Annotated in this window: 11 protein-coding genes and 2 tRNA genes; 7 read left to right on the top strand and 6 right to left on the bottom strand. The window is 68.3% G+C overall.

Annotated features, from left to right (window positions below; genetic code table 11):
• Window positions 1-5 precede the first annotated feature (5 nt).
• Window positions 6-1,424, bottom strand: coding sequence for an NfeD family protein (locus F1654_RS03545; RefSeq protein ID WP_150022108.1), 1,419 nt, complete (start codon window positions 1,422-1,424; stop codon window positions 6-8).
• Between the two features lie 200 nt (window positions 1,425-1,624).
• Here F1654_RS03545 and F1654_RS03540 point away from each other — a divergent pair, with 200 nt between their 5' ends.
• Window positions 1,625-2,329 (top strand): DUF305 domain-containing protein, encoded by a 705-nt coding sequence (locus F1654_RS03540; RefSeq protein ID WP_199200437.1) that lies wholly within the window; start codon window positions 1,625-1,627, stop codon window positions 2,327-2,329.
• Window positions 2,330-2,350: 21 nt separating this feature from the next.
• On the top strand, window positions 2,351-4,192 hold the full coding sequence (locus F1654_RS03535) for an LVIVD repeat-containing protein (protein WP_150022106.1): 1,842 nt from the start codon (window positions 2,351-2,353) through the stop codon (window positions 4,190-4,192).
• Between the two features lie 5 nt (window positions 4,193-4,197).
• Here F1654_RS03535 and F1654_RS03530 read toward each other — a convergent pair whose 3' ends face one another.
• The 4 genes from F1654_RS03530 to ppa all read right to left on the bottom strand — a co-directional run bounded on the left by F1654_RS03530 (window position 4,198) and on the right by ppa (window position 9,526).
• Window positions 4,198-5,046 carry a hypothetical protein gene (locus tag F1654_RS03530; protein WP_150022105.1) on the bottom strand — a complete coding sequence of 283 codons (849 nt, stop codon included), beginning with the start codon at window positions 5,044-5,046 and terminating at the stop codon, window positions 4,198-4,200.
• 53 nt (window positions 5,047-5,099) lie between these two features.
• Window positions 5,100-7,958, bottom strand: coding sequence for a hypothetical protein (locus tag F1654_RS03525; RefSeq protein ID WP_150022104.1), 2,859 nt, complete (start codon window positions 7,956-7,958; stop codon window positions 5,100-5,102).
• A gap of 80 nt (window positions 7,959-8,038) precedes the next feature.
• The gene (locus F1654_RS03520; protein WP_233205097.1) at window positions 8,039-8,896 is read right to left on the bottom strand and encodes an LOG family protein; all 858 of its coding nucleotides are present in this window, start codon (window positions 8,894-8,896) and stop codon (window positions 8,039-8,041) included.
• A gap of 96 nt (window positions 8,897-8,992) precedes the next feature.
• Window positions 8,993-9,526, bottom strand: coding sequence for an inorganic diphosphatase (ppa, locus tag F1654_RS03515; protein WP_150022103.1), 534 nt, complete (start codon window positions 9,524-9,526; stop codon window positions 8,993-8,995).
• 177 nt (window positions 9,527-9,703) lie between these two features.
• Between ppa and F1654_RS03510 the strand changes: the two genes are divergently transcribed.
• The 4 genes from F1654_RS03510 (at window position 9,704) to F1654_RS03495 (ending at window position 11,038) form a co-directional block, all read left to right on the top strand.
• The gene (locus F1654_RS03510; protein ID WP_150022102.1) at window positions 9,704-10,330 is read left to right on the top strand and encodes a DUF192 domain-containing protein; all 627 of its coding nucleotides are present in this window, start codon (window positions 9,704-9,706) and stop codon (window positions 10,328-10,330) included.
• A gap of 53 nt (window positions 10,331-10,383) precedes the next feature.
• Window positions 10,384-10,460 (top strand) — tRNA-Pro (locus F1654_RS03505).
• Between the two features lie 48 nt (window positions 10,461-10,508).
• On the top strand, window positions 10,509-10,814 hold the full coding sequence (locus F1654_RS03500) for an ETC complex I subunit (protein ID WP_150022101.1): 306 nt from the start codon (window positions 10,509-10,511) through the stop codon (window positions 10,812-10,814).
• A gap of 147 nt (window positions 10,815-10,961) precedes the next feature.
• Window positions 10,962-11,038: transfer RNA gene (locus F1654_RS03495), tRNA-Arg, on the top strand.
• A 4-nt stretch (window positions 11,039-11,042) separates the two neighbouring features.
• Here F1654_RS03495 and metC read toward each other — a convergent pair.
• Entirely contained in the window at window positions 11,043-12,179 is a 1,137-nt protein-coding gene (gene metC, locus F1654_RS03490; RefSeq protein ID WP_150022100.1) for a cystathionine beta-lyase, read from the bottom strand.
• 69 nt (window positions 12,180-12,248) lie between these two features.
• On the opposite strand from metC, the gene F1654_RS03485 reads away from it, so the two are divergent.
• Window positions 12,249-13,310, top strand: coding sequence for an amino acid ABC transporter substrate-binding protein (locus F1654_RS03485; protein WP_150022099.1), 1,062 nt, complete (start codon window positions 12,249-12,251; stop codon window positions 13,308-13,310).
• Window positions 13,311-13,380 lie beyond the last annotated feature (70 nt).

Raw genomic sequence — 13,380 nt, 5'->3', positions numbered from 1 at the left:
AGGGTTCATTTCACCAGCTTGACGCGCAGGGTCAGACCCTCGACGCCCGTGACCTTCACCGTATCGCCTTCGGCCAGGGTATCGGCGGATACCGCTTTCCAGCGCTCGCCATCCACCATCACATAGCCGCCCGCGCCGTCCCATGAGACAACGCGGCCGGTGAGGCCGATCAGGCCCTTGTCCCCGGTGGTCACCTTGCGCCCCTGGGCGGCCAGTCCATAGCTGACCAGGAAAAAGGTCGCCGCCCCCAGCGCCACGGTGGTGGCCGCGATCAGGCGCCAGTCGATGCGCAGGCCTTCCACCTCGGTGTCCATCAGCATCAGCGAGCCTATGGCGAAGGCGGCCAGCCCGCCCAGCGCCAGCAGGCCGGAAGAGGCGAAGAAAGCCTCGGCCACCAGCAGCACCAGCCCCAGTATGATCAGCGCCGCGCCCGCATAATTCACGGGCAGGGTGTTGAGGGCGTAGAAGCCGATAATGATGAAGATCACTCCGGCGATGGCGGTCACCGGCTCCAGCCCGTTATAGAAGGACACCAACAGGCCGATAAAACCGAGATTGAGCAGGAGGAAGGCTATATTGGGATCGGTGATCACCGCCAGCGCTTCTTCGGCGAAGGTCTTCTCCACCGCCTCAATGCCGGCCCCGGCTACCTCCAGCACCACCTCGCGCCCGCCTGACAAGGTCACGGTGCGCCCGTCGGCTTCCTCCAGGAAGGCCGGCAGGCTGGCGGCGACGATCTCGATCACGCCCAGCTCCAGGGCTTCGGAATAGGAGGCGCTCACGCCTTCGCGCACGGCCTCTTCAGCCCAGTCGGCGTTGCGCCCGCGCATTTCGGCCAGCGAGCGGATATAGGCCACGGAATCATTGACCACCTTGTTGCGCATGGCCTGGGCGCTGGACGGAGCCGTGCGCTCGCGCGATGCGCTGCTGTCTTCGCCATCCCCGTCCTCGTCCGCGCTGTCGCGGGCCGGGGCGGGCGCCGGCGCGGGCGCCTCGTCTCCCCCGCCCATCTGGACGGGCGTGGCCGCGCCCACCGATGTTCCTGGCGCCATACCCGCAATATGGCTGGCATAGAGGATATAAGCGCCCGCGCTGGTGGCGCGCGCGCCGGACGGGTGCACGAATACGGCCACCGGCGTCTCTGAGGCCAGGATTGACCGGTTGATGTCGCGCATGGCGGTGTCGAGCCCGCCGGGCGTATCCATCTCGATCACCAGCATGGCCGCGCCTTCACGTTCGGCGCGGGTGATGGCGCGCTGGATATAGCCAGCATTGGCCGGACCGATCACGCCGGTCAGCTCTGCGGTCAGCACACGCGCTTCACCTGCGCGCTCCTGAGTCAGGGCGCCGGCGGCGAGCGCCGCAAAGCCCAGCGCCGCCAACAGCCAGGAGACGCTTCGCACACCCTGTTTCCACGCGATCATGCAACAGCCTCCGGTCCTGTGTCACACCCCTGACAGGGTAGCGCAATCAGGCGCTTTTCCAATGATAAATCAGCGCGTCGCCGCGTCTGCGGCGCTTTGATGCAGCCTGCGGCCCGTCTCGCGCCAAGCGCCTCGCACGCTTGCCTTATCCAGCCCGGGCGCCCATGCTGGCGGACAAACAAGACGAGGGGAGAAAGGCCGTGACCTTGCATCGCGGGCTGATCATCGCCGCCGCCGTGCTGGCGGGCGGGGCCTGGGGGCCGATTTTCCAGCCCGGCGCGCCGGGCGCGCCTGCACGCGTCATCACCGCAGAGGATGCAGTGGCGCTGAGCCGCGGGACCTTCATCGAGGCCGATGTGGTGTTCATGCAGCACATGATCGTCCACCACGCCCAGGCCGTGGAGATGGTCGAGCTGATGGCCACGCGCGCCGAACATGCCCAGGTCAAGCGCCTGGGCGAGCGCATCGCCGCCAGCCAGGCCGCCGAGATGGAGCAGATGCGCGCCTGGCTTCTGGCGCGCGGCCAGGCGCTGGAAGACCCCCATCTGGAGCACGGCCATCACCATGGTCATCAGGGCCACGGCCACCATGGACATCATGGCCATCACGGTCACGGCGCGGCGCAGGAAACCGATCCCGACCATATCGCGCTGATGCCCGGCATGCTGACTCCGGCTCAGATGCGGGCCATGGCGGCGGCTGAAGGGCGGGCCTTCGACATATTATTCCTGGAGGGCATGATCGAGCACCACCAGGGCGCCATCGACATGGTCTACGAGCTGATCGCCGCGCCTGGCAGCGGCGAGGATCCCGAGCTGTCCGATTTCCTCTCCCACGTGGTCTCTGACCAATCCGCCGAGATCTTGCGCATGCAGGTTCTCCTCACCGAACTCGACGCCGCCTGATTGTCATTGGAGTTTTCCGCCATGCGCATCCGCACCGCCCTTGCCTCGTCCGCCGCCGTGATCGCCCTGGCGCTCGCCGGGGCCGCCCACGCGCAGCAGCCGCGCAGCTTTGAACCGGATGTGCGCACCCATCTGGGCGCAGGCCTGCATGACGCCGAACAGGCGGCGTGGAATCTGGAGCTGGAGCACGCCATCGCCCCGCCGCCGGGCTTTTTCGATCCCGACGCGCTGTTCAGCCCGCGCCGCTTCATGGAGGAGACGCGCGCCGCCGAAGAGGCTGACGAGGATGATGAAGAGGCCCCTGCCGGTCCGCGCTTCACTCCGCTGGCCCTGGCCAATACCGACCTGGCGTTTGCCGGCGGGCGCGTCTTCGTAGGCAATTATAACGGCTTCAATGTCTATGACGCGAACGGGGAGGGCGAGCCCGAGCTGGTGCTTTCGGTGGTCTGTCCGGGCGGGCAGGGCGATGTGTCCGTCCATGGCGATCTGTTGTTCATGTCGGTGGAGCAGAACCGGGGCCGGCTCGATTGCGGCACGTCCGGCGCCGAGGGCGATGTCAACGAGGAGCGCTTCCGCGGCGTGCGTATTTTCGACATTTCCGATTTCAGCGCCCCGCGCCAGATCGCGGCGGTCCAGACCTGCCGCGGCTCGCACACCCACACCCTGCTGCCGCACCCGGCCGATCCGGACATCCTCTATATCTATAATTCGGGCACGTCCTTCGTGCGCGAGAGCGATGAGCTGGATATCTGCACCGACGGCCAGCCGGATGAAAACCCGGAGACCGCGCTCTATTCCATCGATGTGATCAAGGTGCCGCTGAGCGCGCCTGAAGAGGCCGCCATCATCAACCGGCCGCGCATTTTCGCCGACCGCGAGTCCGGCGACATCGCCGGGCTGTGGCGCGGCGGCCGGTTTGGCGTGGCCACCCAGCGCACCGCCCAGACCAATCACTGCCACGACATCACCGTCTATCCCGAGCTGGGCATTGCGGCGGGTGCGTGCAGCGGCAATGGCATTCTTCTGGACATTTCCGATCCGGAAAACCCGGCGCGCATCTCCGACATGTTCGATCCGGACATGGCCTACTGGCACTCGGCCACTTTCAACAATACCGGCGATGTGGTGGTGTTCACCGACGAGTGGGGCGGGGGCGTGGCGGCGCGCTGCCAGGCTGACGACCCCACCAGCTGGGGCGCCAATCTGATCGCGGCAATTGAAGACGGCGAGCTTAAAGGGCGCAGCTTCTTCAAACTGCCCACCGTTCAGGGCGCGACCGAGAATTGCGTCGCCCATAACGGCTCCCTGATCCCGGTGCCCGGGCGCGATCTGATGGTCCAGTCCTGGTATCAGGGCGGGGTCACGATCATGGACTTCACCGATCCGGACAACGCATTCGAGATCGCCTATTTCGACCGCGGTCCGGTGGACGAGGACCATCTCATCGTGGGCGGGCCGTGGTCGACCTACTGGTATAACGGGCGCATCTATTCGTCAGAGATCACGCGCGGCCTGGACGTGCTGCGCCTTCTGCCCAGCGAGCATCTGAGCCCTTCTGAAATTGCCGCCGCCGAGCGCGTGCGCGAGGACCAGGTCAATCCCCAGACCCAGACCCGCATCGTGTGGGAGGATCACCCCGATGTGGCGCGCGCCTATCTCGACCAGCTCGCCCGCTCCGAGGCGCTGGACAATGGCCTGGCCGGCCAGGTGCGCGCGCAGGTGGACCGCTGGGAGCAGGGCCGGGCCAATACCCGCACCCTGTCGCGCCTGGCCCGCCAGCTCGCCGATTACGCAGCCGAGGCCGAAGGCCGCGACGCGTCGCGCCTGAGCGAGCTGTCAGACCTGCTCTCGCGGGTGCGCTAGGAGCTCTACAAGTCCTCCAGCACCTCCAGCCAGCGGCCGGGCGGCAATGCCCGGGCGCAGTGCTGGACGCGGGCGATGACCGCATCATCTGAATCCGATGCCGCTTCGGCGGCCCAGCTGCGTACGCGCACCATCATTTGAGGCGGCGTCAGGGCATCGGGCTCAGCGCGGGTGACCGCGTTCATGGCTTCGCGCATCAGCCCGCCCAGATGCGGGCGGACATCCGGCCGGCGCTGGCCGAGATCATAGATATCGGCGGCGCAGCCCCAGGCCGCCTCGCGCGCGTCTGAGCCCGCGCCTGTGCGGTAGACGAAGGCGGGGGTGAAGCCGAAGGCGGCATCGCAAGCGCTGACCAGATGCGCAAAGGGCGGGGCGGTCACACCATCGGGGTCAATGCCTTCGTGCTCATAGGGCCCGCGCGGGCGCGCGGTCTGGCCAGTCTCGGCCTCCCACAGCCGGTCCATCTCCTGGCGCTGGAAATACATCATGCCCGAGGCGCCCAACTGGCGCCGGACCACGCTCTCGGCGCGGCGCGTCCACTCGATCTCGCCAATGGAGCGGAAATTGCTGTAGCGCTCGAAGGGCGGGGAGAGAAAGCGTTGGGTCTCTTCCGGCAGGCCGGATCCAGAATCGCTGGTCGCCACCCACCGGGACCGGCGCTCCAGATCGCTATAGACCTGATAGCAGACCACAGGCGTGGGCTCGAGTTCGGCGCAGATGGCGCCGGAAAAGTCCGGCGCGGCGCCTTGCGGCGTCAGCGGCACGCATGGCCGGTCGCTGGCGCCGGCGAGACTGAGGGCGGCAAGGGCGGTGGTGATCAGGGCCATGGCCGGGGTCTCCGCAAGGATCAGCATCGCGCCCAAGCCTATCCGCACAATCGGCTCGGCCCACCCCCTGAACAAGGGGGTCAGTTGCGCTTGGCGACCAGTCCGAAGAACACGCCGATGAACAGTGAAAAGCCGGCCCAGACGATGATGTGCAGGCTGGCGTAGGGGCCGCGCACCACCTCGTCCGTGCCTGACAAAAGAAGCCACAGAAGCGCCGTCACGCCCAGCGCATAGACGAAGCACGCGCCCGCAACGCCGAGCGCGCGCACGGCGACCGACAGGCGCGCGCCCGCGCGTGCGCGTCCCGGTTCGGGCGTGCAGCGCTGGGCCAGGTGATGGAACAGATAGGCGCACGCCCCGCCAAGGCCGATGGCGAAGGTGATGGCGACGCCGCGCACGTCTCCGTCCTCGGCCATGGCCCGCCAGGCGTCGCCGAAATCGAGCATCAGGATCGCCCCGATCAGCAGGCATATCCAAAGCGGCGCCAGGCGCGCGCCCAGCGCAGGCAGGGCTGACAGGGGCGAGGGCGCGCGCTCGCCCGCTCCGGCGGCGAGATCGCGCGCGGCGCCATAGGCGCTCCAGGGGCGGTAGCGGTCGAGGCACCATAGCCGCGCTGCGCGCATGAGCGCGGCGGAGGCGGGATTGCGCCGGATCGCCTGGTAAGGCCGCTCCAGCAGCAAAGCGCGCACCCGGCCTTCATGCTGCTCGGCCATGGCTGCGCGCATCAGCCCCTCCCACAGGCGCTGCACCGCCCCGGTCCAGTGCGGGCCTTCAATATCCAGTTTCAAGGCTTCATCGAGCTGGGCGCGGCCCTGGCGCCAGTGGGCGTCAATGCGCGCGTCCTCGCTGGCGGGCGCGTCGTCTGCATGCGCGGCGCCCAGCGGAACGCCGGGTGAGAGCCGGTCGAGTATGGCGCCGGCCAGCCGAGCGCCGTCCGGACCGTCCAGCGCCTCGCCAGCAGCGGCGAGCAGGGCGGTGAGCGTGCGCTCCCCGTCCTGCCAGGCGCCGTCCAGCCGGGTCAGGGCCTGGGCGCGCGCCTGCACGCGCTGCGCCAGCGTCTCGCAGGCTTGCGTCACAGACCGGTCGAGCCCCGCAGGCAGAACGGGCGCAGAGCGCGCTGCGAGTTCACGCAAGAGCGCGGCCAGCTCGGCCAGTCCGGCGCGCGCCGAATCCGGCTTGAGCCAGGCGTCTGGCGCCAGCCAGCGCACCCGGGCGCGCATCCGGGCGGTCAGGGCCGCCAGCTCATCGCAGAACGCCCCGGCGTCCTGCGTCAATACGGCGGGCTCCGGGCCGGCGATCATCAGTGCGCGCGCAGGCTGGATGGCGCGCATCAGCAGGATCAGGCTGGCGCTTCCGCCCGCTTCGCTTTCATCGACCAGGCTGGCGAGGCCGGAGACCGCATCGTCCAGCGCCAGGGCGTCACCGGTCTCTTGGACGAGCTCCGCCCTGAGGGCGAAGGCGGCCTCAAGGAGCGCGCTGGCGCTGCGCGGCGCGTCAGCGCCGCCGGTGAGCATGGCCAGCCGGGCCAGCAGGGCGTCCAGCGGATAATCCTCTCCCGCTGCGCTCTCATACCGGCGCCCCTCGCACAGCCGGCGCAGATGCGCCAGCACGCCTGGCGCAGGCTTGCGCGCCAGTATCAGCAACAGCCAGGGCGCGGGATCAAAGCCGGGCTGGCTCCTGAGGCCATTGCGCAGACGGTTCTCGACGGCGTCGGCGATCAGTTCGGCGCGGCCGGACTGGGCGCGCGCAGGCGCCAGAGCAGCCAGCAGGGCCGGATCGCTGATGGCGTGGACCAGCGGATAATCCACCAGCGGTCCGGCGCCCTCGCCCTCCAGGGCGATCAGGCGCAGCACCACCGCCGACATCAGATCGCCGCCACCCGCCAGCAGGCCCCGGCGCAGGGCCAGCGCCTGCGCCCGTTCGGGCGGGGGCGGGTCATGGCGCAGCTGATCGATCAGCGCATGCATCACCAGCGCGCGCGCATCCGGCGCCAGCCAGCGCCATTCGCCCTCGCCGGCGAGCGGGGCGGTGAGCGCGTCCAGACAGGCCAGCCGGGCGTTTTCATCGCCCAGCGCCTCGCGCTGGCGCAGGGCCTCCATAACGCCGCCCCGGGCCGCTTCCATTGCGGTCCAGTCCGGCGCCGGGCGCCCGGCGCGCCGCGCCCAGCTCTGCCCCGCCAGCCGCAGGGCTTCCGGTGCGGACGCCAGCGCGGGAATCGCCAGTCCGGGCGCCTCGATCACGGCGCGGGCGAGCTCGCTCATCAGCCTCAGCGCTTCCAGCCGGGCGGACATGGCGTCCTCACCTGCGAGGGATTGAGCCTGTGCAAGAGCATCAGCCAGTGCGCCGCTCATGTCCGCGCCGCCTGTGGCGCGCGCGGCCAGCAACTGGGCGAAGCGGCGCGCGGCGGGAGCGTCGCGCAAGGCGCCCGGCGTGCGCGCCATAAAGGTGAGAAGGGCGTCCGCATGGTTATGAAAATCATGGCGTCCCGCCCCACACAGCCGGGTCAGCGCCAGCATCATATTGGCCAGATCCGCCGGGGCGATCGCGGCGGATTCAGGCGTCAGGGCGGGCTGCTCAAAGGGCGTGTGCGCCCAGCCGGGCGGGCTCTGTCCGGTTTCGCCTGCGCCCGCCAGCACCAGGCTCAGCCGGCGCGCGCTGCGCCGGCCATTGAGCTTGATCGGGCTGCCGAGGCTGGCGCCGGCGGAGCGGGCGTAATCTTCCAGCGCAGCGCGCAGGTCCGGATCATCGCCCGCCAGGCGCCCGGCGGCCAGGGCCGCAGGCTGATACACGGCCGGATCCGATGCGCGCAGGCAGAACAGGAGAAAATCGCGGTCCGCATCGTCCAGGCGTCCGCGCGCGCCCAAGGCTTCGAGCTGGGCGGCGGCGGCGGCGCGGTCGCGCCATAGCGCGCTGTCATGGGCGGGCAGAACGCCAGTCATGGCGCCAGCCTAGTCTGCCCTCTGTAACCGCTCAACGCAGAAGCGGATCCGGGCGTGTCGGCACAGGTCATGTACAAGGCTTACATGCCCGGGCCCGGATTGGGCAGGGCGTGCTTGCACAGCTCGTCGGTGATGTAGGTGAAGGCCTCGTCCACGCTGTCGGTGCGGTGGATGAGGTTGAGGTCGGCGGCGTTGATGGCGCCGAACTCCACCAGCGCCTCGAGATTGAGCACCTTGTCCCAGTATTCGGTCCCGAACAGCACCACGGGCAGGGGCTTTTTCATCTTGCGCGTCTGCAACAGGGTGAGGGTTTCAAACAGCTCGTCCAGCGTGCCGAACCCGCCGGGCATCAGCACCAGCGCCTTGGCCGGATACAGGAACCAGAACTTGCGGGTGAAGAAATAGTGGAACTCGAAATTGAGGTCCGGCGTGACGTAAGGATTGTTCTTCTCCTCCATGGGCAGGGTGATGCCCAGGCCCACCGTCTCGCCGCCGGCTTCATGCGCGCCGCGATTGGCGGCTTCCATAATGCCCGGGCCCGCCCCGGTGCACACCACGAAGCGCCGCCCGCCGCAGGGCTCCAGATTGAGCGACCATTCGGTCAGGCGCCGGGCCAGCTCGCGGGCCGCCTCATAATATTGCGACATGAACAGCGCGCGCTCGGCCTTGGCCGTGTCTTCGCCTGCCACTCTGGCGGCCTCAAGGGTCGCTTCGGCCTTGTCACGCGGCGCGATGCGCGCGGAGCCGAAGAACAATATGGTATCGTTGATCTCGCGCTCTTCGAAGCGCTCCTTGGGCTGGAAGTATTCAGCCAGGATGCGCAAGGGCCGCGCGGTGGGCGAATTCATGAATTCGGGATTGGCGTAGGCTTCCATCGGATCGCCGGGCAGGGTCTCCGAGGGTGTTTCGATTACGCGCTTAATGTCTTTCTGGCTCACGTCTCTGTCTCGCTTGTCTCATGGGCTGTGATCAGACCATGAGCCCGCCAGCGAGGCGAGTGTGATGTTCAGCGCGGGCAGGCGGGATAGGCGCGTTCAGCCCCCCGCCTTGGCCCGCTCGATGGATTCCACGATCATCTCGCGCGCGCGCTCGACGCCGTACCAGCCTTGCACCTTGACCCATTTGCGCGGCTCAAGATCCTTGTAGTGCTCGAAGAAATGGGTGATGCGCGCCAGCTGGGCCTGGTGCACGTCGGTGTAATCCTTCATCTCGTCATAGAGCGGGGTGAGCTTGGCATGGGGCACGGCGAGGATTTTCTCGTCCTGCCCGCTTTCATCCTCCATCACCAGCACGCCGATGGGCCGCGCGCGCATCACGCAGCCGGGCACCAGCTCGGTCTGGCCGATCACCATCACGTCGATGGGATCGCCATCGTCCGACAGGGTGTGGGGGATGAAGCCGTAATTGCACGGATAGCGCATGGGCGTGTGCAGATAGCGGTCCACGAACAGCGTGCCCGACGCCTTGTCCAGCTCGTATTTCACCGGCTGGCCGCCATAGGGGACCTCGATGATGACGTTGATGTCTTCGGGCGGGTTCTCGCCCATCGAGATGGCTTCAATGCGCATTCAGATCTCCCTTGGAACTCTGCCGTCCGGGCGGTGCGCGCGCACACAAACCCGCACCGCGCGTTCAAGGCAAGCGCTTTTGTGCATTGCAACAGCATCAGACCGGGCCGGAGGGGCGTGCAAGGATCAAAGCGCGACCCGATTGCGCGGCGCGCGCGGCAAGGCTAGCTTTCGCTCATGACAACGATCCTTTCATGGCCCCGCCTCGCCGGCGCGTTCAGCGCCCTTGTTCTTTTCGCCGCCGCCTGCGCGCACGCGGTCAGCGATCCCACTGCGCCCGACGCCGTGGTCGCCTTTGGCGGCCCGGACCGGGTGGTGATCGAGACCGCCGATGGCCCGGTGGAGTTCCTGGCCGAGATCGCCGCCACCGACGAACAGCGCCAGCGCGGGCTGATGCACCGCGAATCGCTCGACCCGGACGCGGGCATGCTGTTCGATTTCGAGCGCGAGCAGATCGTCTCCATCTGGATGGAGAACACGCTGATCCCGCTGGACATCCTCTATATCCGCCGCGACGGGCGGATCGTGAAGATCATCGAGAACGCCGAGCCGCTCTCGCGCAGCCAGCTGCTTTCGGACTTCCCGGTGCTGGCCGTGCTGGAGATCGCCGGCGGCCGGGCGGGTGAGCGCGGAATCGAACCGGGCGATACGGTGCGCCACGCCCTGTTCGGCAATGCAATGACCGATGCGCCTGCGCCTGCGGACGACGATGGCGGCGCCGATGAGGACGGCGAAAACGGCGCTGAGGGTGAAGGCGCTGAAGACGATAGCGAAGACGATAACGCAGATGACGCAGAGGGCTGAGCGCTCGCGTCTTGCGCCCGGGCCTGAGGGCGCGTAAACCCCGTTCCGGCGCTCGGGGCGTAGCGCAGCCTGGTAGCGCATCTGGTTTGGGACCAGAGGGTCGCTGGTTCGAATCCGGCCGCCCCGACCATCTTTCCCGCCTGTGGGCGGGGGGCTTGAGAGTTCTGGAGACGCCTTGATGTTCGCCAAGATCTACCGTCCGGCGAAAACCGCGATGCAGTCCGGCCGCGCCAAGGCGCAAAGCTGGGTGCTGGAGTTCGAGCCGGCCATGGCCAAGCGCCCCGACCCGCTCATGGGCTGGGCCTCCACCGGCGACACCCGCCGCCAGGTGCGCCTGAGCTTCGACAGCCGCGACAGCGCCGTGGCCTACGCCAAGCGCTACGAAATTCCCTTCCAGGTGTTCGAGGCCCGCGAAACCCCGCGCCGCATCAAGACCTATGCCGGCAATTTCGCCCATGACCGCAAGGAGCCCTGGTCACACTGACCGGGCTTGCGCGCCGGGCTGTGCGCCGTGCCGGGCAGGGCGCACGCCGCCCCCACTGCCCCAAGCCGCTGCTTTTGATTGCCGCCCCGCCGCGCGCCGGTTAAGCCTTGCGCGCGGGCGCGATCAGCCTCCACCCCCGCCCGCACTGGCCCCGTAGCTCAACTGGATAGAGCGCCGGACTTCTAATCCGATGGTTGCAGGTTCGAGTCCTGCCGGGGTCGCCAGGGCCTACCCCAACACCCGCGCCAGATCCCCCCACAAATCCTCCACATCCTCCAGGCCCACTGACAGCCGCAGCAGCGCGCCCTCGGCGCTCCAGGGCACGGCGGTGCGGATGATCTGGCGGTCGCAGGGCAGGATCAGGCTTTCGAACCCGCCCCAGGAAAAGCCCATGGCGAAGAGCTGGCAGGATTCGGCGATGGCTTCGCCTTGCGCCGCGCTGGCATCCTTCACGATGAAGGCGAAGCAGCCGGCCGGGCCGCTGAACTGGCGCGCATAGAGGGCGTGGTCGGGACTGGAAGGCAAAGCCGGATGCAGGACGCGGGCGATGCGCTTATGGGCGTCGAGGCGGTGCGCGAGCTCCAGCCCCGTCGCGCCCGAGCGCTCCAGCCGCAGGGGCAGGGTGCGCAGCCCCCTCAGGCACAGGAAGGCGTCATCGGGCGACACGTGGAGGCCGTTGACGCTCTCCTGGGATTTCAGGCGTTTGGCGTGGGCGCCGCGCGCAGCCACTGCGCCCATCAGGAAATCCGAATGCCCGCCAGCGTATTTGGTCAGCGCCTGGGCGGCGTAGTCCACGCCCAGCGCCAGCGGGTTCATCAACCAGCCCGCGCTCCAGGTGTCGTCGATCACGGTGGTGACGCCCGCGGCCCGGGCTGCGGCGGTGATGGCGGGGATGTCCTGCACCTCGAAGGTCAGCGAGCCGGGGCTTTCGATGAGGATCATCCGGGTCTGCGGCGTGATCAGCTGTGCAATGTCCGCCCCGATGCGCGGATCGTAATAGCGCGGCGTGACGCCTAAGCGCGGCAGCTCCTCGTCGCAGAAGCGGCGCACCGGCTTGTAGGCCGAATCGGTGATCAGCGCCTCGCCCGGCCCGGTGACCGCCGCGCGCAGGGCCAGCACCACGCTCGCCAGCCCTGAGGGGGCGAGGCCGACATGATCAGCCTCATACATATCGGCGATGGCCGCGCGCAGCTCGTCATTGGGGCTCAGCCCGCCGCGCCCGTAATGATGTTCGCCCGGCGTGGGCTCATAGAGCGCCTGCGCGCTGTCGCCCAGCACGGTGGAGGCGCGGCGCACCGGCGGGTTCACCAGTTCGCGGTCGCGTTGCGAACGGCCGGAATGAATGAGGCGGGTATCGCGTTTCATGTCGACGCGGGCCTCCTGTTTGGGTACATCCAAGGGGCGGTTCTTTAAGCGTTTAGGGTGGTTGGTGCAGTGACGCCAGCGTCTTTGTTCGACCTGTTTGCGCCGCGCCGCTGGTCAAGGGCCGCGGCGGCGTTTGCCGTGGGCTTTTCGGTATCGCAAAGCCAGATGGAGGCCATGGGCTCGGCGCTGGCCTCGATCCGCGACCGGGGCGTGCTGGCCTGCGGGGTGGATACCGGCCTTCCAGGCTTTGCCGAACAGGACAGCGACGGGACCTGGCGCGGCTTCGAGATTGATCTGTGCCACGCCTATGCGGCGGCCTTTCTGGGCGACGCCACGCGCGTGCGCTTCGTGCCCCTGACCACCGCCGAGCGCCTGCCGGCGCTGGAAGAGGGGCGGGTGGACATCCTGCTGCGCAATACCAGCTGGACGCTCTCGCGCGCAGCGCGGATGAAGGTGAATTTCGCAGGGATATATTATTATGACGGCCAGGGCTTTCTGGCGCCCGCCGATCTGGGCGTGGCCAGCGCGCGCGAATTGTCCGGCGCGCGCGCATGCGTGCAGGACGCCACCACCAGCGTGCTCAATCTCACCGACTATGCCGATATCTATGGCCTCACCCTGACGCCGGTGCTCTCGGACACGCCCGCCGAGGCGCGCGCGGCCTATGAGGCCGGGCGCTGCGACGTGCTCACCAGCGATATCTCGGCCCTGGCCGCCCTGCGCCGGGGGCTGGCTGCGCCCGATGACCATGTGATCCTGCCCGACGTGATCTCCAAGGAGCCGTTGTCCGTGGTGGTGGCCGCGCGCGATCCGCGCTTCGCCGAGGCTGCGCGCTGGGTGCTCCATGCCCTTGTGACGGCGGAGGAATACGGCGTGACCGCCGCCAATGCCCGCGCGCTGCGCGCCGAGGCCCGCAGCCCCGTGGTGCGACGCCTGCTGGGCGCTGAAGGCGCCATGGGCGAGGGGCTTGGACTGAACGCGGACTTTGCGCTGAACGCCATCACCGCGCGCGGCCATTACGGCGAAATGTTCGCCCGCCATCTGGGCGAGACCTCGCCCCTGCGCCTCGAACGCGGGCTGAACGCCCAGTGGAGCGATGGCGGCCTGATCTACGCGCCGCCGTTCAGGTAGGGGCTTAATCTGCCAAAATCAATTTCAAAAGCCTGCACCAGTATTGTTAGTCAATTGGGCCTTCGCACGG

Origin of the sequence: Alkalicaulis satelles, assembly GCF_008630495.1 — a bacterium.
GTDB lineage: Bacteria > Pseudomonadota > Alphaproteobacteria > Caulobacterales > Maricaulaceae > Oceanicaulis > Oceanicaulis satelles.
The sequence above is the reverse complement of the archived record's forward strand: the minus strand, read 5'-3'. Positions and strand labels throughout refer to the sequence as shown.